Here is a 19,156-nt window from a genome sequence, read left to right on the forward strand (position 1 = left end):
GTGTCTCCCTCTGGCTCTGGCTCTAGCTCTTGCGGGGCTGGTTGAAGCGGAGCATGTTGCCCGCCGGGTCGCGGAAGGCGCAGTCACGGACGCCGTACGGCTGGTCGATCGGTTCCTGGAGCACGTCCGCGCCGGCCGCCCGGAGGCGTTCGAAGGTGGCGTCGACGTCGTCGGTGGAGAAGATCACGCCGCGCAGCAGGCCCTTGGCCAGCAGTTCCGCCATCGCCTGCCGGTCGGCGGGCGAGGCGCCGGGGTCGGCGAGCGGGGGTTCGAGGACGATCTCCACGTCGGGCTGCTCGGGGGACCCCACGGTCACCCAGCGCATCCCCTCGAACCCGACGTCGTTGCGGACCTCCAGGCCGAGGACGTCGCGGTAGAAGGTGAGCGCCTTGTCGTGGTCGTCGACGGCGATGAAGCACTGCGAGAGGTTGATGGTCATGCCTCGACGCTACGAGGGGGCGGCCGATTTCGCTTCTCCGTTCCTGACCGGTCGCGTGGAGACCTTCGCGACGCAGGCCGGAACCGCGGCGCCGTCCTCGTGGGAGCGGGCCCGGTAGGCGCTGGGGCTCTCACCGACGAGTTCGCTGAAGCGGGAGCTGAACGACCCGAGCGAGGTACAGCCGACCGCGAAGCACACGTCCGTCACGCTCATGTCGCCGCGGCGCAGCAGGGCCTTGGCCCGCTCGACGCGGCGGGTCATCAGGTAGCTGTAGGGGGTTTCCCCGTAGGCGGCGCGGAAGCTGCGGGAGAAGTGCCCGGGTGACATGAGGGCGACCTTGGCCAGTGCCGGGACGTCGAGCGGCTGCGCGTAGTCGCGGTCCATCGCGTCCCGGGCACGGCGCAAGCGGACCAGGTCCTCCAGGTTCATGCCTCCCAGCATCGCACGGCGACCGCCGCGGGAGACGGGCGAACGGAAGGCTTGAACCTGTTCAAAAAGAGGTCTAGAGTCATCGACGTCAGCAGTTGAACACGTTCAAAGGGGGCTGAGGGCAATGGACCTCACCGTGGTCGCGTACGCCATCTACCTGGTCGTCAGCATCGGACTCACCATCTGGGTGGCCCGTACGCTCAGCCGCAACGGCCGCGTCTTCATCGGCGACGTACTGCAGGGCAACGAGAAGCTCGCGGACGCCGTCAACCACCTCCTGGTGGTCGGGTTCTACCTCGTGAACATCGGCTTCGTGACCCTCTACCTGCGCTCGGGGGAGACGGTCCTCGAAGCCCGCGGGCTCTTCGAGGCGCTGTCGGTGAAGATCGGCGTCGTCCTGCTCGTCCTCGGCGTCATGCACCTCGGCAACGTGTGGGTGCTCAACAAGATGCGCCGCCGCGGGCTCATGGAGCGCCGGCAGACCCCGCCGGTCGCCCCGCAGGCCTGGACCACTCCGGCCGGGGCCTGACCGGTGGCGCGGACCGCACGGGGCGACATGCGCCACCTGACCGTCCTCTACGACGCGAACTGTCCGGTGTGCGTGCACATCCGGCACTGGCTGCTCGGGCAGCGCCACCTCGTACCGCTCCGGTTCGTGCCCGCCGCGTCCGCCGAGGCGTGGCGGCGGTTCCCCCGGCTCGCCCACGCCGAGACCCTGCGGGAGATCACCGTGGTCGGCGACCAGGGGCAGGTGTGGACCGGGACGGACGCCTTCATCGTGTGCCTGTGGGCACTGGCCGAACACCGGCCGAAGGCCAACTGGTTGGCCACCCCGGCCGGCCGGCCCTTCGCCAAGGCCGCCATGTACACGGCCGCCGCCGTCCGGCACGCGGTACGTACCGACTCCGGGGCGGATACCGGAGAACCGGCCTGTGACGAGCAGTGCTCCGTACCCCGATAAGGTCGGACACCGTGACAGATCAGAAGGCGCCCAAGAGCGAGCAGACCCGCACGCTCATCCTCGAAACCGCACTCAGGCTCTTCCAGGAGCGCGGCTTCGACAAGACGACCATGCGGGGCATCGCCAAGGAGGCAGGGGTCTCGGTCGGCAACGCGTACTACTACTTCGAGTCGAAGGAACACCTGGTCCAGGGCTTCTACGACCGGATCGGCGCCGCGCACCAGAAGGCGGTCCGGCCGATCCTGGACCAGGAGACCGATCTCCAGAAGCGGCTCGCGGGCGTCCTGACGGCCTGGCTGGACATCGCGGCCCCGTACCACGAGTTCGCTTCGCAGTTCTTCAAGAACGCGGCGGACCCCGAGAGCCCGCTCAGCCCCTTCTCCCCCGAATCGGAACCGGCGCGCAACGCGGCGATCGACATGCACCGCGAGGTGCTGGCCGGGGCGAAGACCAAGGTGCCGGCCGAACTGGCCGACGTCCTGCCCGAGCTGATGTGGCTCTCGCAGATGGGCCTGGTCCTGTACTGGGTCTTCGACCGCTCCCCCGACAGCGAGAAGTCCCGGCGGCTGGCCGAGCGCGGCGCGCAGCTGACGACGCGGGGCATCGTCCTGGCCCGGTTCCGGGTGCTGCGGCCGCTGGTGCGCGAGGTGCACGAGCTGTTCGCGGACTTCCTGCCGGGCATGGCCCAGACGGCGGTCTCGCGCGGCAAGCGCGCCTCGGACCCGCACCCCGGGGAGGAGTGAGGGTCCGCCGACTCCCGCCCCTTCCGGTCAGGCACCCAGGACCAGCAGGCCGGCGACGGCCGGGCCGAAGGCGCCGCCCAGCTGGTAGCAGAGGGTGAACAGGCCGATGGCGGACGGGCGCTGCGCCGGGTCGGGGGCGGCGGCCACCGCGTGGGTGGACAGGACTGCGTTGGCGGCGCTGGCGGTGAAGACCCCCGCCGCGGTGGCGACCAGCAGCAGCGGGCCCCAGGTGGCGAAGATCCCGGCGAGGGCGGCGAGCGCCCCGAGGGAGACGAGCACCGTACGGACGGCCGCGCGGCTCATGCGGGCCGAGGCGGCGGCGAGCAGCCAGGACAGCGCCGACCCGGCGAGCAGGGCGACCAGCTGTCCGGTCCCGGCGGAGGCGGTGTCCCAGCCGGCCCGGTCGGCGAGCAGCCGGGGCACCGAGAAGAGCAGGGTGAAGTAGGACGCCGACAGGGCGAGCGCCAGCAGGGCCGAGACCACGAAGACGGGACGGCGCAGCAGGGCGGCGGGTACGAACCCCTCGGGGCGGCGCCGGACGTGCAGGGCGAGCAGCACGGCGGCGACCAGGGCCCCGCCGAGGGCGGCGAGCGGCGCGGTCGGCAGCAGGACCAGGGCGGTGGCGAGCCCGGTCAGCAGGGCGGCGCCCCGGCCGTCGAAGCGGCCGGGCGCGGGCGGGTTCGCCGCCCCGGCGCGGCGGCCGACGGCGGGCACGGCGAGCAGGGAGAGCGCCGAGACGGTGAGGGCGATCCGCCAGGAAGCCGCGTCCGCGAGGGCCTTGCCGAGCAGCGGTCCGGTGGCGCCGAGCATCCCGAACCCGGCGCTGATGACGCCCATCCGGCGGGCGGTGCCGGCGAGGCTGATCGCCGCGGCCACCAGCCCGGCGCCGCCGGCGGCCTGGGCGCAACGCCCGAACAGCGTGAGCGGGAGCCACGGGGAGACGGCGACCAGCAGGGTGCCGGCCAGGACGAGCAGGGTGGACAGCCGCAGCACCGCGCGCAGGCCCCGGCGGCGCAGCAGCCCGGCGAGCAGGGGGGTGCCGACGGCCATGGCCCAGCCGAAGGCGGTGAGCAGCCAGGCGGCGGTACCGGCGGACACCCCGAGGGAGGCGGCCATCTCCGGGAGGATCAGCACCGGCGCGTTGGCCCCGGCGGCGATGGGGGTGGCCAGCAGGGCGAGCCACAGGACGGGGACGGGCGCCGCGGCGGGCGGGGCGCCGGCCGTCCCGGCGGTCTTTCCGCCGGCCCTCCGGATGCCCTTCGCGGTGGCCGCGGTCGCGGTGGTGGCGGTGGTGACCGTCATGGATGACCCACTCCCCTTCACATCTCAACCTTGACAATCTCAACGTTGAAATAAAAACAGAGCAACTGCCTCAACGTCAAGTGTCTTAACGTTGAGGTATTCTGTGGGCATGGAGAAGGACACGGTGGCCACGTTCATCGGCCAGTGGCAGACGGAGCGCCCCGACCTCGCGGAGGAGCTCTGGCCCATCGAGGTGCTCGCCCGCATCCAGCGGATGACCCGGATCATCGACAAGCAGCTGAAGGCCTTCATGGCCGGACACGGCCTGGAGGTGGGCGAGTTCGACGTGCTGGCCAGCCTGCGCCGCTCGGGCCCGCCGTACGCGCTGACCGCCGGCGCGCTGGTGCCGGCCGCGATGGTGACCTCGGGCGCGATCACCAACCGGATCGACCGGCTGGAGGCCAAGGGCCTGGTCGAGCGGGTACGTGACGACGCCGACCGCCGCTCGGTGCGGATCCGGCTGACCGAGCCGGGCCGCACGCTCTGCGAGGGCGTGATGGAGGAGCACCTCAAGCATTACGCGGAGCTGCTGGCCCCCCTGGACCGGGACACCTCACGGACGGTCGCCGAGGCGCTGCGCACCCTCCTGCTGGCGCACGGGGACACCGCCGCCGACCCGGCGGCTACAGCCAGTTGAGTTCCCACAGGCGCCACACGCCCGTGCCGTCGGAGAGGTACTGCGCGCCGGTGACGGCCTCGCGGGACATGACGTAGTCCTTCTTCTGCCAGATCGGCAGCATCGGGACCTGCTGGGAGACCAGCCGCTGGAGCTCCCGGAAGTCGCCGGCGGCCCCGCCCCGGTCCGAGAAGGACTGGGTGCGGGTGATCAGTTCGTCCACGGCCTTGTCGGAGAAGCCGCTGTTCATGCTGGAGCCCGCGCCGACCAGGGGCGCGAGGAAGTTGTCCGCGTCCGGGAAGTCGGCGATCCAGCCGATCGTGTAGGCGTCGAACTGCCCGGCCGCGTAGGCCTTCTGGAAGTCCTCCCAGACCTCGACCGGCTTGATCTTCACCTGGAACAGGTTCGTCGACTCCAGCTGCCGCTTGATCTCCTCCGCTTCGGCGAGGTTCACGCCGCGCGCGTTGACGCCCAGGGTCAGCGGGACGGGGGCGGTGATCAGGGCGTCCTTGAGGAGCTTGCGGGCGGCCAGGCCGTTGGGCGAGGGATAGGCGTCGAAGAAGGGCGTGCTGTGCGCCGCGATGCCCGCCGGGACCAGGGAGTACAGCGGGGTGACCGTGCCCTTGTAGACGTCCCCGGCGACCTTCGAGCGGTCCAGCACCGCGGCCACCGCCTGACGGACGGCGGGCTTCTCGGCCGCCGAGCCGGGGCGCACGTTGAAGACGATGCTGCGGGTCTCGGTACCGCCGGACGCCTGGTAGCGGGTGTCCTTCATGCCGGGGTTCAGGCCGGCGAGGACGGCGGGCGGCATGTCCCGGTGCGCCACCTCGATCTGGCGGTCCCGCCAGGCCGCGTCGAGCTGGGCGGAGTCCTTGAAGTAGCGGACGGCCACGGGCGCGCGGGCCGGCTTGCCCTGCCCCCGGTAGGCGGGGTTGGGCTTGAGCTCGACGCTCGCGCCCGCCTTGTACGCGACCAGGGAGTACGGGCCGCAGCCGTCGGCCTTGCCGTCGCGGCGGAGCTCCTTGGCCGGGTACGTGTCCTTGTCGACGATCGAGGCGGCGCCCGTCGCGATCTTGAAGGGGAACGTGGCGTCGCGGGCCGAGAGGTTGAAGGTGACGGTGCGGCCTTCGGCCTTGACCGACTGCAGGGTGTTGAAGAGCGGGGCCGGCCCCTGGTCCGAGTTGATCTGCTTGATGCGGTCGAACGAGAACTTCACGTCGGCCGCGGTGACCGCGCGGCCGCTCGGGAAGGTCAGGTCGGGGCGCAGCTCGCACTGGTACGTCATCAGCTTCTGGCCGATGAACCTGCAGGTGGACGCGGCGTCCGGGACGGGGGTGTCGGAGCCGGGCCCGATGGTCAGGAGCGACTGGTAGACGTTGCTGAACAGGGCCCAGGAACCGGCGTCGTAGGCCCCGGCGGGGTCGAGGGCGGAGACCACGTCGGTGGTACCGACCCGGATCGCGCCCCGGCCGCCGTCGTCCTCGGGCAGCAGCTGCCAGGCGCCGACGCCCGCGATCCCGAGGACCAGCCCGACCGCAATGATCTTCGCGCGGACAGACCGCATCCCTGAACCCCGCCATTCGAACTCGGTATCCGACTATCGGACACCCAATCACGGAAGATCAGCCACGGGAAGGTCCACGATGCCCGGTCGGGTCCGGTCAGGCCTGGTATGAGGCGAGTTCCACCACCGTGATGTCGGACGGTGCCCCGACCCGGACGGGCGGCCCCCAGGCACCGGCTCCGCGGGACACGTAGAGCTGGGTGTCGCCGTAGCGCTCCAGGCCCGCGACGGTCGGATTGGCCAGCTCGGCCAGGTAGTTGCCGGGCCACAGCTGGCCGCCGTGGGTGTGCCCCGAGAGCTGGAGGTCCACGCCGTGCCGGACGGCGTCGTGGATGACCACCGGCTGGTGGGCCAGGAGGACCGCGGTCCGGGAGCGGTCGCGGTCCCCGAGGGCCGCCCGGAAGTCGGGGCCCTGGCCCTCGCTCTCCCCCTGCACGTCGTTGACCCCGGCGAGGTCGAAGTGGGGCAGTTCGCGGCGGGCGTTCTCCAGGGGGACCAGGCCGAGCTCGCGGACGTGGTCGACCCACTGGCGGGCGCCGGAGAAGTACTCGTGGTTGCCGGTGACGAAGTACGAGCCGAGGCGCGAACGGAGCAGGCGCAGCGGTTCGGCGGCCGGGCCGAGGTCGTGGACGCTGCCGTCGACGAGGTCGCCGACGACGGCGATGAGGTCGGGCTGCGTGCGGTTGACGGTGTCGACGACGCGCTGGGTGTGCGCCCGGCCGAGGACCGGTCCGAGGTGGACGTCGCTGACGACGGCGATCCGGAACCCGTGCGCCGCGCGGGGCAGCCGGGCGAGCGGGACCCGGACGCGCTTGACGCGCGGCCCGCGGAGCACCCCATAGGTGCCCGTCCCGACGGTCGCGAGCGCGGCGGCGGCCGCCGCTCCCCCGGCCACCCGCGCGACGAACACCCGGCGGCTGACCGGGACGACTGAGGCGGTCGTGGCCGAGGCCGGGGCCGTGGCCTGGGCCTGGGTCTGCGGGGCGGTGTCGCCGCCCGCCGGGGCCGACGGTATGCCGGGGCCGGCGCCCGCGGAGGCGCCCGCCCGGCCGGTGTCCGCCGTCGCGGGCACGGCCGGGGCCGCCGGGCCGGCGGACCCGGTACGGGCCGGCCGGCGGAGCCACAGGCGGCGGGCCGGTTCCGCCACGAGCATCGCCAGGGTCAGGTACAGCAGCACCGCCAGCCACATGTACCCCGGCCACGCCACCACCCGCTGGAGCCAGAAGGGCGCTCCGGCCCGTCCGGCGGTCAGGGCGGCCAGGGCCAGCAGCGGCAGCGCGAAGGCCAGGACGGTGCCCGTCCGGCGGGCCGCGCCGCCCGCCCGGGTCGTGTCACGGACCAGCCGCACCCACAGCCACCGGTGTACGAGCGCCAGCAGGGCCAGTACGGCGACGACCGCCACGACCACCACGACGACGGTCATCGTGATTCCCGCCGCAGAGCCCGCACGCCACGCAACCCGATCACACCAACGGCCGTCCCCAGGAGAAAGGACGTGACCGCGAGGAGAAAGTGGACCCAGAAGTACGACGTAGGGTCGCCGGCCGTGTCGAAGGCCAGGCCGCTGCCGTTCTTCCACAAGTTCCGGACGAAGGACACCCAGATGAACCAGCTCCACACTCCGAAGGCGAGCAGGAACCAGGAGGCGGCGCGGCTGAGTTTCATGTCCCCAGTATCGGATTCGTCCCCAGGACGGACGCGCGGGGGTGGGCCGTACCGGCGGTGGTTCACCACGGATGGCCGGTCCGGGAGGGCAGACAGCCCATCGGGATGTACGTTCACCTGCGTGTCTGCCAAAAAGACCGCATTGACGGTCCTTTCCGCCGCGGTGCTGGTCCCCGCGATGCTCGTGTCGCCCGCGCACTCCGCGCCGGCGCCGCCGCCGGCGGCGGGCGGGAAGGGACGGCCTGCCAAGGCCCCGGCGGCCGCCGCGCCGCCCGCGTCGATGTCCACGGTCGGCGGGACCCTGCTCGGCCAGCCGGGCACGCAGGTGAACCTGCTGCCGGGGGCGCCCGCCCTGCCCGCGAACCTCACCGGCCGGTCCTGGATCGTGGCCGACGCCGAGACGGGTGAGGTCCTCGCCGCGCACAACGCCCACTGGCGGCTGCCCCCGGCCTCCACCATGAAGATGCTGTTCGCGGACACGGTGCTGCCGAGCCTGCCCAAGGACCAGGTGCACCGGGTCTCCGAACAGGAGATGTCGGGCGTCGGCGCGGGCAGCAGCCTGGTGGGGGTCAAGGAGGACGAGGAGTACACGGTCCACGACCTGTGGCTGGGCGTGTTCCTGCGGTCCGGCAACGACGCCGTGCACGTGCTGTCGGCCATGAACGGCGGGATCGACAAGACCGTCAAGGACATGCAGGCGCACGCCGAGGAGCTCCAGGCACTGGACACCCACGTGATCTCGCCGGACGGCTACGACGCCCCGGAGCAGGTGTCGAGCGCCTACGACCTCACCCTCATCGCCCGCTCCGGGCTGCAGAAGCAGGACTTCCGCGAGTACTGCGGGACGGTGAGCGCCCGGTTCCCGGGCAAGCAGGAGGCGGGCCGGCCGCGGGACTACTTCGAGATCCAGAACACCAACCGGCTGATGACGGGCGCCGGCGGCATCACCCCGTACAAGGGCATCGCGGGCGTGAAGAACGGCAACACCACGATGGCCGGCTCCACCTTCACCGGCGCGGCGCAGCGCGGCGACAAGAAGCTGCTGGTCACGGTGATGAACCCGGACACGGGCGGGATCAACTCGGTGTACGAGGAGACCGCCCAGCTCTTCGACTGGGGTTTCGCGGCGGTCGGGAAGGTGAAGCCGGTGGGCGAGCTGGTGCCGCCGAAGAGCGCGGACACCACTTCCCTCGGCTCGCCCGCCAAGTCCCACGAGAACAGTGCGGCGGCGAGCGGTGACGACTCCGGCAGCAGCGGCGTCGGCACGGCGGTCGGCATCGCCGGCGGGGTGCTGGCGGTGCTGGCGGGCGGGGCGTTCGTGGTCAACCGGCGCTGGCCGCGCGGCGGGCGCCGGGGCCAGCGGAGCTAGCTCCGCGCGGGCCGCGGGTCTCCCCCGCCGGCCTTGCCGCTCTCGCCGTCGTCGCGGGCGGCCGTCCAGGCGGAGCAGAACAGGAGCAGCTTCGCCGAGAAGTTGATCCACAGCAGCAGGGCGATCGGCACGCCGAAGGCCCCGTACATGCTCTTGCTGGCGACCCCGCGCATATAGCCGCTGAGCAGCAGTTTCAGCAGCTCGAAGCCGGCGGCGCCGATCAGGGCCGCCTGGATCAGGCGGCCGCGCGGGGGTTCGACGCCGGGCAGCAGGGTGAGCAGGTAGAGGAGCACCAGGAAGGCGGCCACCACGCCGACGAGGAAGGCGCCGGCGCGCAGCAGGGCGCCGCCCGCGCCGTCGCGCGGGACGCCGAGGGTCTCGCCGAACTTGCCGACCGCGCTGGCGCCGAGGATCGACGCGGCGGCCGAGGCGAGGCCCACGCCGCCGAGGCCGAACAGGACGAGGGCGTCCTTGCCCTTGCGCACGATGGGGTTGCCCTGGTCCTCGTCGTCCTTCTCCCAGACGGCGCGCAGGCAGTCCCGCATGGAGCCGACCCACCCGATGCCGGTGAGCAGGAGCAGGGCGCCGGCGACGAGGCCGATGGTGCCCGCGTTGGCGGCGAGTCCGTCGAGGTTGAGCTGGTCGGAGATGCCCGGGACCTGCTCGGCGAGGTTCTTCTGGAGCTTGGCGAGCTGCTCGGGGCTCAGCAGCGCGGCGCCGATGGCGATGCCCACGGTGAACAGCGGGAAGAGCGCGAGGAAACTGATGAAGGTGATCGCGGCGGCGAGCCGCGCCCAGTGGACGCGTTCGAGGCGCTCGTAGGAGTGCCAGGCGTGGGTCCTCATCACGGCGGCCACCAGTGGCCCGATCACCGGGAGTTTCTTCAGCCAGTCCATGGGGGTCACCGTAAATGAGCTGCCGGAAATAGCCGGGATTGCCGGTCCCTGGGACTACGGTCGTCGATTGTGACTTTTCGCGAAGCGCGCCCGCCGGCCCGCCCGATCCACGCCCTGGTCCTGCGCAGGCTCCGTTTCCGCGCCCTGTGGGCCCTGCGGCCCCTGCGTCAGGAGTGGCGCGCGGCCGCGCCGGCGGCCGTGTCGGCGGCGGGCGCCGACTGCGCCGGGACGGGAGCCGGGCCCGTGCCGAAGGGGTACTCGCGCAGCTTGCGCCAGACCCCGTCGGAGCCCTGCTCGTAGAGCGCGAAGCCCTCGCACAGCCAGTCGGCGGCGTAGTCCGCGAGCTCGGCGTACGCCCGGTCCATCGCCTCCTCGGAGATCCCGTGGGCGACCGTGACGTGCGGGTGGTACGGGAACGCCAGCTCCCGGTTGACCGGCCCCTGGGGGTCGCGGACCCGGCCCTGGAGGCGGGTGCAGTCCGGGGCGCCCTCGACGAGCCGGACGTAGACGACCGGCGAGAGGGGACGGAAGGTGCCCGTCCCTTCCAGCCGCATCGGGAAGGACCGGAAGGCCCCGGCGACCTCGGCCAGGTGGGCGCGGATCCCGGGCAGCCGGTCCGCCTCCACCTCGGTGGGCGGTACGAGGGTGACGTGCGTGGGGATGCCGTGCGCGGCGGCGTCCCCGAAGCCGGCGCGCAGCCCCTGGAGCTGGCTGCCGTACGGCTCCGGGACCGCGATCGAAACGCCGAGCGTTACGGTCCCCACGTCTGTCTCCTCCGTCTGTGTGCGGGATGCTGCCGCCTCAGTGTGGCGCCAGCACCCCCCGACCGCCAGGGGCGCCGGTCCGTCAGTGCTTCGCGGGCAGGAAACCGAGGCGGTCGTAGGTCTGCGCCAGGGTCTCGGCGGCGACCGCCCGAGCCTTCTCCGCGCCCTTGGCCAGCAAGGAGTCCAGGGTCTCCGGGTCGTCCAGGTACTCCTGGGTCCGCTGCTTGAACGGTGTGACGAAATCGACCATCACGCCCGCGAGGTCCGTCTTGAGCGCTCCGTAACCCTTGCCCTCGTACGCGGCTTCCAGGGCGGGGATGCTCTCGCCCGTGAGGGTGGAGTAGATCGTGAGCAGGTTGCTGACGCCGGGCTTGTTCTCCGTGTCGAAACGGACCACGGCCTCGGTGTCGGTGACCGCGCTCTTGATCTTCTTCTCGGTGACCTTCGGCTCGTCGAGGAGGTTGATCAGGCCCTTGGGCGAGGACGCCGACTTCGACATCTTGATCGCCGGGTCCTGGAGGTCGTAGATCTTCGCGACCTCCTTGACGATGTGCGCCGCCGGGAGCGTGAAGGTGTCGCCGAAGCGCTGGTTGAAGCGCTCCGCGAGGTCGCGGGTCAGCTCGATGTGCTGGCGCTGGTCCTCGCCGACCGGGACGGAGTCCGCCTGGTAGAGGAGGATGTCGGCGACCTGGAGGATCGGGTACGTGAACAGGCCGACGGTGGCGTTGTTGGCACCCGACCTGGCGGACTTGTCCTTGAACTGGGTCATCCGGCTGGCCTCGCCGAAACCGGTGATGCAGTTCATGACCCAGCCGAGCTGGGCGTGCTCCGGCACGTGGCTCTGGATGAAGAGCGTGCAGCGCTCCGGGTCCAGACCGGCCGCGAGGAGCTGCGCCGCGGAGAGGCGGGTGTTCGCCCGCAGGTCCTTGGGATCCTGCGGCATGGTGATCGCGTGCAGGTCGACCACCATGTAGAAGGCGTCGTGCGTCTCCTGCAGGGCGACGTACTGGCGGATGGCTCCGAGGTAGTTCCCGAGGTGGAACGAGCCGGAGGTGGGCTGGATGCCGGAGAGCGCGCGAGGACGATCAGAAGCCATGGCTTCATTCTCTCAGGTGCGGGGGCGCGCTCCGGCCCCGCGCTGGCCGGAACCCTGCCGCCGCCGCGGCGCGGCGCGGCCGGTCCCGCACCCGCTCCCCCGGTCCCGCCCGGCCCCTGCCCACGTACCGGGCGGTAGCGGGGCGGCCGGATCCCGCCCCGGCCGAGCGACCGATTCCCGGGGGTGGCCGGATGCCGCCGCCGGGACGGGTACGGGTCCCGGCGGCGGCACGGCGGCTACAGCGGGAGTCCGGGCGCCGGGAAGGCGGCCATCAGGTCGCCGACCTCGGAGCGGATCGCGGCGAGGGCCGGCTCGTCGCCCTTGGCGGCCGCGTCCACCGACCGCGAGATCCAGTCGGCGACGACGGGCATGTGCTCCGCGGTCAGGCCGCGGGACGTCAGCGACGGGGTGCCGATCCGGATGCCCGACGGGTCGAACGGCTTGCGCGGGTCGAACGGCACGGTGTTGTAGTTCACGACGATCCCCGCCCGGTCCAGGGCCTTCGCCGCGACCTTGCCCGCCACCCCGCGCGAGGTGAGGTCCATCAGGATCAGGTGGTTGTCGGTGCCGCCCGAGACGAGGTCGAAGCCCCGCTCCAGCAGCGCGGCGGCCAGCGCCTTCGCGTTGGCCACGACCGCGTGGGCGTACGCCGTGAACGCCGGCTGCGCCGCCTCGTGCAGGGCGACCGCGATGCCCGCGGTCGTCTGGTTGTGGGGACCGCCCTGGAGGCCCGGGAAGACCGCCTTGTCGATGGCCTTCGCGTGCTCCTCCGTGCACATCAGCATCGCGCCGCGCGGCCCGCGCAGGGTCTTGTGGGTGGTCGTCGAGACCACGTCCACGTGCCCGACCGGCGACGGGTGGGCGCCGCCCGCGATCAGGCCCGCGATGTGGGCCACGTCCGCGACGAGGACCGAGCCCGCCTCCTCGGCGATCGAGGCGAAGGCCGCGAAGTCGATGGTCCGCGGCAGGGCCGTACCGCCACAGAAGATGATCTTCGGGCGTTCGGCGAGGGCCAGCGCACGCACCGCGTCGTAGTCGATCCGGCCGTCCTCCGGGCGGACGCCGTACTGGACTCCGCGGAACCAGGAGCCCGTCGCGGAGACCCCCCAGCCGTGGGTGAGGTGCCCGCCCATCGGCAGGGCCATGCCCATCACCGTGTCGCCGGGCTTGGCGAAGGCCAGGTAGACGGCGAGGTTCGCCGGGGACCCGGAGTACGGCTGGACGTTCGCGTGGTCCACCCCGAACAGGCCCTTGGCCCGCTCGACGGCGAGGGCCTCGACCCGGTCGATGTTCTGCTGGCCCTCGTAGTAGCGGCGGCCCGGGTAGCCCTCGCTGTACTTGTTCTGCAGCACCGTGCCGGAGGCCTCCAGCACGGCGGCGGAGACGTAGTTCTCACTGGGGATCAGGCGCAGGGTCTGCGCCTGGAGGCTCTCCTCGGCGGAGATGAAGGACGCCAGCTCGGGGTCGGTGGCGAGCAGGGCGGGGTGACGGTGGTTCGCGCTCATGGCGGCTCCTCCGGGGTCGATGTCGTCTCTCGTCCCCGCGAGGCCCAGGCGAGCGGCCCTGTGTGCGGTCGTGCGCGCACGACTCCCCCGGAGTTGGTTCTCCGTACGCCAGTCGCCGTGCGTACCGGACACCTTAGCGGGCGCGCCGGAAAGAAGGTTTCTCCGTCCGCGATCCGAGCGACGATAGAAAGGACGCCACCCACGTCACCGGCCAGACGGACGATCGGAGACCCCGTGTCGAGAACTGCTGATGCCATCCGCTCCGCCGACGAACACAGCGCGCACAACTACCACCCCCTGCCCGTCGTCGTCGCCTCGGCGGAGGGCGCGTGGATGACGGACGTGGAGGGCCGCCGGTACCTCGACATGCTCGCCGGGTACTCGGCGCTCAACTTCGGCCACGGCAACCGCCGTCTGATCGACGCCGCCCGCGACCAGCTGGAGCGGGTCACCCTCACCTCCCGCGCCTTCTTCCACGACCGCTTCGCGGACTTCTGCACGCAGCTCGCCGAGTTGTGCGGCAAGGAGATGGTGCTGCCCATGAACACGGGCGCGGAGGCCGTGGAGACGGCGGTGAAGACGGCCCGCAAGTGGGGGTACGAGGTCAAGGGCGTGCCCGACGGGCAGGCCAAGATCGTGGTGGCCGCCGACAACTTCCACGGCCGCACCACCACCATCGTGTCCTTCTCCACGGACCACGAGGCGCGCGACCACTTCGGGCCCTACACGCCCGGCTTCGAGATCGTCCCGTACGGGGACCTCACCGCGCTCTCCCACGCCGTCACCGCGAACACCGTGGCGGTGCTGCTGGAGCCGATCCAGGGCGAGGCCGGGGTGCTGGTGCCGCCCGCCGGATACCTGGCCGGCGTGAGGGAGCTGACGCGCGAGCGGAACGTGCTCTTCATGGCCGACGAGATCCAGTCGGGCCTGGGGCGGACCGGGAAGACCTTCGCCTGCGAGCACGAGGGCGTCGTCCCCGACGTGTACGTCCTCGGCAAGGCGCTGGGCGGCGGTGTGGTCCCCGTCTCCGCCGTGGTCGCCGACCGGGACGTGCTCGGGGTGTTCCGGCCGGGCGAGCACGGATCCACCTTCGGCGGCAACCCGCTGGCCTGCGCCGTCGCCCTGGAGGTGATCGCGATGCTGCGCTCCGGCGAGTACCAGCAGCGGGCCGCCGAACTCGGCGACCACCTGCACCGGGAACTGAACCTGCTCGTCGGCGGGGGCGCGGTGACCGCCGTCCGCGGCCGCGGACTGTGGGCGGGGGTCGACATCGACCCCTCCCTCGGCACGGGCCGGGAGATCTCCGAGAAGCTGATGGAGCTCGGGGTGCTGGTGAAGGACACCCACGGGTCGACGATCCGCATCGCACCGCCGCTGGTGATCAGCAAGGAGGACCTGGACTGGGGCCTGGACCGGCTGCGCTCGGTCCTGGACCGGTCCGCGTCCGTGTGAACCGTCCCCGCCCGGCTCGGCCTCGCGAGGAACCCCGGGCCTTCGGGCCCGGGGTGACCGGCCCCCGGGGGGCCGGTCACGTCGACAGGATGACGTGGGGCAGGAAGCGGGCGTACTCGTCCGTGACCGGCCCCGCCGATTCCCTGATCCCCAGGCCCGCCGCCTCCTCCTCGACCACCCAGGCGCCGAGGACGACCCGGTTGCCGTCGAAGTCGGGCAGCGGCGCCAGCGCCTGGAAGACGTACGTCTCCCCCTCGGCCGGGACGAAGGGCCCGCCCTCCCCGCCCGGTCCGTGGAGGGTGACCCCTGCTCCCTCGCGGCCCAGCAGGGGCTTGGCCGCGTAGCCGGCCGAGTCGGCCCCGGCGAGTTCGCGCGGGCCGTCGAGGTAGGCGGGCAGCAGGTTGGGGTGCTCGGGGAAGAGCTCCCACAGGACCGCCAGCAGCGCCTTGTTCGCGAGCAGCATCTTCCACAGGGGCTCGATCCAGGCGGTGGTGCCGGAGCCGCCCCCGTGGTCGTAGGTGTCCAGGACCTGCGGGCCGAAGGTGTCCTCGGCCAGCCACTCCCACGGGTAGAGCTTGAAGCAGCCGCGGATGAAGCGGAGCCTCTCGTCGACGAACCGGCCCGAGAGGCTGTCCCAGCCGATCTGTTCGACCGACAGGGCGTGGGTCTCCAGGCCGGCCTGTTCGGCGGTCTCCTGGAGGTAGGCCACCGTCATCAGGTCCTCGCCGAGCTCGTCGGTCTCGGAGTGCGCGAAGTGCAGCGGACCGGGCGGCAGCAGCTCAGCCTGGCGGCGCCAGGCCTCGACGAGCCGCTCGTGGAGGGAGTTCCACTGGTCGGCGCCGGGGAAGCGCTCCTCCATCCAGAACCACTGCGGGCTCGCCGCCTCCACCAGGGAGGTGGGGGTGTCGGCGTTGTACTCCAGCAGCTTGGCCGGCCCGTCGCCGTCGTAGCGCAGGTCGAAACGGCCGTAGAGGGAGGGCTGTTCGGCGCGGCGGTGCCAGGACTGGGCGATCAGGCCGGCCAGCTTCGGATCGGTGATGCCGAGGTCCGCGAAGCGGTCGTGCTCGACGATGTGCGCCGCCGCGGCCAGGCACATGGCGTGCAGTTCCTCGACGACCTCCTCCAGCGCCTCGACCTCCGGGAGGGAGAAGGAGTAGTACGCGCTCTCGTCCCAGTAGGGACGCAGGGAGTCGTCGGGATAGCGGGTGAGGGGGTAGATCAGGCCCTGTGCCTCGACGGTCTTCTGCCAGTCGGGGCGGGGTTCGATGGTGTGGCGTCGCATGGTGCGCTCAGCCGCCGGAGGAGCCGGTGTGGCTGCTGCCGCCGATGCCGCCGCGGGTGACGGCCGACTTGTCGAAGCTGCCGCCGGAGACCTTGCCCTTGCTGACCGTGCCGCCGTAGTAGTAGGCGCCGCGGCCCCCGCTGCCGCACTCCTTCATGTTCAGGTGGTCCAGGGACGACCGGGAGGCGCAGCGCTTGTCCGGCTCGTCGCTGCTGCCGCACGCCACGAGGGTGGCGGCGAGCAGGCCCATGCCGCCGAGGGCGACCGCGCCGGAGCGCATGCGGCGTCGCGCGACGGTGCGGCCCGCGATGCCTGTGGTGCTTGTGGTGCCTGTGCTCGCGGTACTGCCGGTCGTGCCTGTACTGCCGGTCGGGCTGCTGTCCATGGCCGACAGACTAGATCGGGGCGCGGGGGGGATGGAATCCGGCCGTCGTCACACCCTTGTCACGGGTGGGCGCCCAGGTCGGGGCCTAGAGTCGGTTCGTGTTGATTGGGATGCTTTGCGCGCTGGGTGCGGCCGTCTGCTTCGGTACGGCGTCGGTGCTCCAGGCCGTCGCGGCGCGGGCCGCGGAGCCGGGCACGGGCTCGGGGGTGGACACCGCGCTGTTCCTGCGGGCCGTGCGGCAGTGGCGGTACCTGGCCGGGCTCGGCCTGGACGCGGTCGGCTTCGTGCTCCAGATCATCGCCTTGCGGCACATCCCGATCTACGCGGTGGGCGCGGCGCTCGCCTCCAGTCTGGCCGTCACGGCGGTGGTCTCGGCGCGGCTGCTGCGGGTGCGGCTGTCGGGGCTGGAGTGGGGTGCGGTGGGGGTGGTGTGCGCAGGGCTGCTGATGCTGGGGCTGGCGTCCGGTGAGGAGGGCTCCGAGACCGGTTCGTTCGCGCTGAAGCTGGGGCTGTTGGCGGTGGCGGGGCTGGTGTTGCTGGTGGGCGCGGCGGCGGGCCGGCTGCCGGACCGCTCGCGGGCGCTGGTGCTGGGCCTGGCGGCGGGGACGGGCTTCGGGGTGGTGGAGGTGTCCGTCCGGCTCGTCGACTCCTTCTCCCGGCAGGAGCTGCGCAACCCGGCGCTGTACGCGCTGTTGCTGGGCGGCGCGGCGGGCTTCCTGCTCCTCACCTCCGCCCTGCAGCGCGGCTCGGTGACGGCCGCGACCGCCGGCCTGGTCCTGGGCGAGACGATCGGCCCGGCGGTGGTCGGCGTGGCCTGGCTCGGCGACAGCACCCGCGAGGGCTTCACCTGGCTGGCGGTGCTCGGCTTCGCGGTGGCGGTGGCCGGGGCACTGGCCCTGTCCCGCTTCGGCGAACCGCAGGCCTAGGGGGTGTCTGACGGATATCCGCGGCGTCGCGACGCCCGGCACGCACTCTCGCCGCACCGACCGAAAGCCCAAGTACGTCCAGTACGCGGGCTTCCGGTCGGCACGCCGAGAGCACGCACCGGACGCCGCTCCTTCCCCACGGACATCCGTCAGACACCCCCTAGCCGGCCGCCCCGCCACCGCCCCGGCGGGGTGGCCCCCCGGCCCCGGGCGCACCACGCCCGGGGCCGGGGCGGTGCCGGGGCCCGGGGTCCAGTGGCCGGGGCCGGGCGAAGGGCCCGGGGGGGCCGGGGGCCCGGGGGCCCGGCGGGGCGCGCCGTGTCACGGCAGCGCGGCGACCAGGGCGGCGAGGGTCGGGGCGAAGGCGCTGTCGGACGGGGTGCCGTAGCCGACGACCAGGGCCTCGCGCGGGGGCATCGCCGAGTCGGGGTGGCGGTAGGTGCCCAGGCCCTCCAGCGCCAGGTCCTGCCAGGCGGCGGACCGCAGCAGGGCCCGCTCCGTGCCCGGCGGGAGGTCCAGTACGGCGTGCAGTCCGGCGGCGACCCCGGAGACCGGGACCCGTCCCGCCACCGCCGCGACCAGCGCGTCCCGGCGGCGCCGGTAGCGCAGCCGCATGCCGCGCACGTGGCGGTCGTAGGCCCCGGAGGTGATGAACTCCGCGAGGGTGAGCTGGTCGAGGGCGCTCGAACTCCAGTCGGTCCGGCCCTTGGCCTCCAGCACCTCCTCCAGCAGGTCCGGCGGTACCACCATCCACCCCATCCGCAGCCCCGGCGCGAGGGACTTGCTGGCGGTGCCGAGGTAGACCACCCGGTCCGGGTCCAGGCCCTGGAGGGCTCCGACGGACTGGCGGTCGTAGCGGAACTCCCCGTCGTAGTCGTCCTCCAGGATGAACCCGCCGCTGGTGCGCGCCCAGTCCACCGCCGCCGCCCGCCGCTGCGGGGTGAGGGCGGCGCCGGTGGGGAACTGGTGCGCCGGGGTGAGCAGCACCGCGCCGGTGCGGGGGCCGAACCCCGCCAGATCGGTGGTGCGGGCCCCGGCCCCGTCGACCCACAGCGGGCGGGTGCGCAGGCCGGCCCCGGCCAGCAGGTCGCGGTGGATGTCGAGGCTGTACCCCTCCACCGCCACCTCCCGCACCCGGCGCGCCCGCAGCACCGCGCCGAGGAGCCGCAGTCCGTGCGCGAACCCGGAGCACAGCACGATCCGGTCCGGGTCGGCGTACACCCCGCGGGCCCTGGCCAGGTATCCGGCGAGGGCCTCGCGCAGCTCCGGCCGGCCGCGTACGTCGAGCCCGTAGCCGAAGGCGTCGTTGGGGGCGTCGGTGAGGGCCCGCCGGGCGGCCGCCAGCCAGCCGGCCCGCGGGAACCCGCCGAGGTCCGGGGAACCGGGGATCAGGCTGTACGAGAGCCCCCGGCGCGCGGGGTGGCGGACCCGCGCGGCGCCCGCGGGGCGGCGCGGCCGGGCGCGTTCGGCGACCCGGGTGCCGGAGCCCTGGCGGGCGGTCAGCCAGCCCTCGGCGACGAGCTCCCCGTACGCCTCGGCGACCGTGTTGCGGGCGATCCCGAGGTCGGCGGCGAAGGACCGGGAGGACGGCAGCCGGGTGCCCGGCGCCAGCCGCCCGCTCCGCGCGGCCTCCCGCAGCTCCTCCGTGAGCGCGGCCCGCAGACCGCGCCCGCCCCGTACCGCGGCCGACAGGTCCAGATGGAGGTCGGCCCCAAGAGTGGCCCAAGATCCGGTCATGGATATGGACCATATCCGCGGGCCG

Annotated in this window: 20 protein-coding genes and 1 riboswitch; of the genes, 7 read left to right on the forward strand and 13 right to left on the reverse strand. The window is 72.8% G+C overall.

The features are described from left to right. Nucleotides 1-22 precede the first annotated feature (22 nt). Both OG295_RS13000 and OG295_RS13005 read right to left on the reverse strand, forming a co-directional pair. Nucleotides 23-439: a VOC family protein gene (locus OG295_RS13000; RefSeq protein WP_371677033.1), complete on the reverse strand. Its 417-nt coding sequence runs from the start codon at nt 437-439 to the stop codon at nt 23-25. A gap of 9 nt (nt 440-448) precedes the next feature. Continuing rightward, nucleotides 449-868 (reverse strand): helix-turn-helix domain-containing protein, encoded by a 420-nt coding sequence (locus OG295_RS13005; RefSeq protein ID WP_030231000.1) that lies wholly within the window; start codon nt 866-868, stop codon nt 449-451. Between the two features lie 124 nt (nt 869-992). Between OG295_RS13005 and OG295_RS13010 the strand changes: the two genes are divergently transcribed. The 3 genes from OG295_RS13010 to OG295_RS13020 are packed head-to-tail and all read left to right on the forward strand — an operon-like array spanning nt 993 to nt 2,572. After that, nucleotides 993-1,397, forward strand: a complete 405-nt coding sequence (locus OG295_RS13010) for a hypothetical protein (protein ID WP_371677034.1) — start codon at nt 993-995, stop codon at nt 1,395-1,397. A gap of 27 nt (nt 1,398-1,424) precedes the next feature. Then, nucleotides 1,425-1,829 carry a thiol-disulfide oxidoreductase DCC family protein gene (locus OG295_RS13015; RefSeq protein ID WP_371677035.1) on the forward strand — a complete coding sequence of 135 codons (405 nt, stop codon included), beginning with the start codon at nt 1,425-1,427 and terminating at the stop codon, nt 1,827-1,829. Between the two features lie 11 nt (nt 1,830-1,840). Further along, nucleotides 1,841-2,572, forward strand: a complete 732-nt coding sequence (locus OG295_RS13020; protein WP_371677036.1) for a TetR family transcriptional regulator — start codon at nt 1,841-1,843, stop codon at nt 2,570-2,572. Nucleotides 2,573-2,599: 27 nt separating this feature from the next. Here the strand turns inward: OG295_RS13020 and OG295_RS13025 are convergent, their stop codons facing one another. Continuing rightward, nucleotides 2,600-3,874, reverse strand: a complete 1,275-nt coding sequence (locus tag OG295_RS13025) for an MFS transporter (RefSeq protein ID WP_371677037.1) — start codon at nt 3,872-3,874, stop codon at nt 2,600-2,602. 109 nt (nt 3,875-3,983) lie between these two features. Between OG295_RS13025 and OG295_RS13030 the strand changes: the two genes are divergently transcribed. Then, nucleotides 3,984-4,511 carry a MarR family winged helix-turn-helix transcriptional regulator gene (locus OG295_RS13030; RefSeq protein WP_371677038.1) on the forward strand — a complete coding sequence of 176 codons (528 nt, stop codon included), beginning with the start codon at nt 3,984-3,986 and terminating at the stop codon, nt 4,509-4,511. Here OG295_RS13030 and OG295_RS13035 read toward each other — a convergent pair. From OG295_RS13035 to OG295_RS13045, 3 genes are all read right to left on the reverse strand, one after another. After that, nucleotides 4,498-6,054 carry an ABC transporter substrate-binding protein gene (locus OG295_RS13035; protein ID WP_371677039.1) on the reverse strand — a complete coding sequence of 519 codons (1,557 nt, stop codon included), beginning with the start codon at nt 6,052-6,054 and terminating at the stop codon, nt 4,498-4,500. The two genes, OG295_RS13030 and OG295_RS13035, sit on opposite strands and share 14 nt — an antisense overlap. 97 nt (nt 6,055-6,151) lie before the next feature. Then, entirely contained in the window at nt 6,152-7,477 is a 1,326-nt protein-coding gene (locus OG295_RS13040) for a metallophosphoesterase (RefSeq protein WP_371677040.1), read from the reverse strand. After that, nucleotides 7,474-7,719, reverse strand: a complete 246-nt coding sequence (locus OG295_RS13045; RefSeq protein WP_371677041.1) for an SCO4848 family membrane protein — start codon at nt 7,717-7,719, stop codon at nt 7,474-7,476. Before OG295_RS13045 ends, OG295_RS13040 begins: the two co-directional genes overlap by 4 nt. A 121-nt stretch (nt 7,720-7,840) precedes the next feature. Here OG295_RS13045 and OG295_RS13050 point away from each other — a divergent pair, with 121 nt between their 5' ends. Then, nucleotides 7,841-9,088 carry a D-alanyl-D-alanine carboxypeptidase family protein gene (locus OG295_RS13050; protein WP_371677042.1) on the forward strand — a complete coding sequence of 416 codons (1,248 nt, stop codon included), beginning with the start codon at nt 7,841-7,843 and terminating at the stop codon, nt 9,086-9,088. Here OG295_RS13050 and OG295_RS13055 read toward each other — a convergent pair. The 4 genes from OG295_RS13055 to glyA form a co-directional block, all read right to left on the reverse strand. Beyond that, on the reverse strand, nt 9,085-9,984 hold the full coding sequence (locus tag OG295_RS13055) for a YihY/virulence factor BrkB family protein (RefSeq protein WP_371677043.1): 900 nt from the start codon (nt 9,982-9,984) through the stop codon (nt 9,085-9,087). The genes OG295_RS13050 and OG295_RS13055 overlap by 4 nt on opposite strands. Nucleotides 9,985-10,151: 167 nt before the next feature. Beyond that, a complete protein-coding gene (locus OG295_RS13060) occupies nt 10,152-10,748 on the reverse strand; it encodes a 2'-5' RNA ligase family protein (protein ID WP_371677044.1) in 597 nt (198 codons plus the stop codon). Between the two features lie 82 nt (nt 10,749-10,830). Beyond that, entirely contained in the window at nt 10,831-11,844 is a 1,014-nt protein-coding gene (gene trpS / locus OG295_RS13065; RefSeq protein WP_371677045.1) for a tryptophan--tRNA ligase, read from the reverse strand. A 236-nt stretch (nt 11,845-12,080) separates the two neighbouring features. Beyond that, nucleotides 12,081-13,349: a serine hydroxymethyltransferase gene (gene glyA, locus OG295_RS13070; RefSeq protein WP_371677046.1), complete on the reverse strand. Its 1,269-nt coding sequence runs from the start codon at nt 13,347-13,349 to the stop codon at nt 12,081-12,083. 35 nt (nt 13,350-13,384) lie between these two features. Next, nucleotides 13,385-13,475: riboswitch (ZMP/ZTP riboswitch) on the reverse strand. A 108-nt stretch (nt 13,476-13,583) separates the two neighbouring features. Between glyA and rocD the strand changes: the two genes are divergently transcribed. Beyond that, entirely contained in the window at nt 13,584-14,801 is a 1,218-nt protein-coding gene (gene rocD / locus OG295_RS13075; protein ID WP_371677047.1) for an ornithine--oxo-acid transaminase, read from the forward strand. Nucleotides 14,802-14,877: 76 nt separating this feature from the next. On the opposite strand, the gene OG295_RS13080 is transcribed toward rocD, so the two are convergent. Together OG295_RS13080 and OG295_RS13085 are read right to left on the reverse strand one after the other, a co-directional pair. Then, entirely contained in the window at nt 14,878-16,083 is a 1,206-nt protein-coding gene (locus OG295_RS13080) for a glutathionylspermidine synthase family protein (protein ID WP_371677048.1), read from the reverse strand. Between the two features lie 7 nt (nt 16,084-16,090). Beyond that, nucleotides 16,091-16,363, reverse strand: coding sequence for a hypothetical protein (locus tag OG295_RS13085; RefSeq protein ID WP_371681182.1), 273 nt, complete (start codon nt 16,361-16,363; stop codon nt 16,091-16,093). 215 nt (nt 16,364-16,578) lie between these two features. Between OG295_RS13085 and OG295_RS13090 the strand changes: the two genes are divergently transcribed. Then, complete coding sequence (locus OG295_RS13090) at nt 16,579-17,394, forward strand: DMT family transporter (RefSeq protein ID WP_371681183.1); 816 nt, start codon at nt 16,579-16,581, stop codon at nt 17,392-17,394. Between the two features lie 321 nt (nt 17,395-17,715). On the opposite strand, the gene OG295_RS13095 is transcribed toward OG295_RS13090, so the two are convergent. After that, the gene (locus OG295_RS13095) at nt 17,716-19,131 is read right to left on the reverse strand and encodes a PLP-dependent aminotransferase family protein (RefSeq protein WP_371677049.1); all 1,416 of its coding nucleotides are present in this window, start codon (nt 19,129-19,131) and stop codon (nt 17,716-17,718) included. Between the last annotated feature and the right edge of the window lie 25 nt (nt 19,132-19,156).

This window comes from Streptomyces sp. NBC_01276 (assembly GCF_041435355.1).
In the GTDB taxonomy this organism is placed as follows: domain Bacteria; phylum Actinomycetota; class Actinomycetes; order Streptomycetales; family Streptomycetaceae; genus Streptomyces.

Excerpts from the sequence above, each read along its gene's own strand:
- OG295_RS13000 (WP_371677033.1), bottom strand. The coding sequence starts at position 439 with ATGACCATCAACCTCTCGCAGTGCTTCATCGCCGTCGACGACCACGAC.
- OG295_RS13005 (WP_030231000.1), bottom strand. The coding sequence starts at position 868 with ATGAACCTGGAGGACCTGGTCCGCTTGCGCCGTGCCCGGGACGCGATG.
- OG295_RS13010 (WP_371677034.1), top strand. The coding sequence starts at position 993 with ATGGACCTCACCGTGGTCGCGTACGCCATCTACCTGGTCGTCAGCATC.
- OG295_RS13015 (WP_371677035.1), top strand. The coding sequence starts at position 1,425 with ATGCGCCACCTGACCGTCCTCTACGACGCGAACTGTCCGGTGTGCGTG.
- OG295_RS13025 (WP_371677037.1), bottom strand. The coding sequence starts at position 3,874 with ATGACGGTCACCACCGCCACCACCGCGACCGCGGCCACCGCGAAGGGC.
- OG295_RS13030 (WP_371677038.1), top strand. The coding sequence starts at position 3,984 with ATGGAGAAGGACACGGTGGCCACGTTCATCGGCCAGTGGCAGACGGAG.
- OG295_RS13035 (WP_371677039.1), bottom strand. The coding sequence starts at position 6,054 with ATGCGGTCTGTCCGCGCGAAGATCATTGCGGTCGGGCTGGTCCTCGGG.
- OG295_RS13040 (WP_371677040.1), bottom strand. The coding sequence starts at position 7,477 with ATGACCGTCGTCGTGGTGGTCGTGGCGGTCGTCGCCGTACTGGCCCTG.
- OG295_RS13045 (WP_371677041.1), bottom strand. The coding sequence starts at position 7,719 with ATGAAACTCAGCCGCGCCGCCTCCTGGTTCCTGCTCGCCTTCGGAGTG.
- OG295_RS13055 (WP_371677043.1), bottom strand. The coding sequence starts at position 9,984 with ATGGACTGGCTGAAGAAACTCCCGGTGATCGGGCCACTGGTGGCCGCC.
- trpS (WP_371677045.1), bottom strand. The coding sequence starts at position 11,844 with ATGGCTTCTGATCGTCCTCGCGCGCTCTCCGGCATCCAGCCCACCTCC.
- glyA (WP_371677046.1), bottom strand. The coding sequence starts at position 13,349 with ATGAGCGCGAACCACCGTCACCCCGCCCTGCTCGCCACCGACCCCGAG.
- OG295_RS13080 (WP_371677048.1), bottom strand. The coding sequence starts at position 16,083 with ATGCGACGCCACACCATCGAACCCCGCCCCGACTGGCAGAAGACCGTC.
- OG295_RS13085 (WP_371681182.1), bottom strand. The coding sequence starts at position 16,363 with ATGCGCTCCGGCGCGGTCGCCCTCGGCGGCATGGGCCTGCTCGCCGCC.
- OG295_RS13090 (WP_371681183.1), top strand. The coding sequence starts at position 16,579 with ATGCTTTGCGCGCTGGGTGCGGCCGTCTGCTTCGGTACGGCGTCGGTG.
- OG295_RS13095 (WP_371677049.1), bottom strand. The coding sequence starts at position 19,131 with ATGACCGGATCTTGGGCCACTCTTGGGGCCGACCTCCATCTGGACCTG.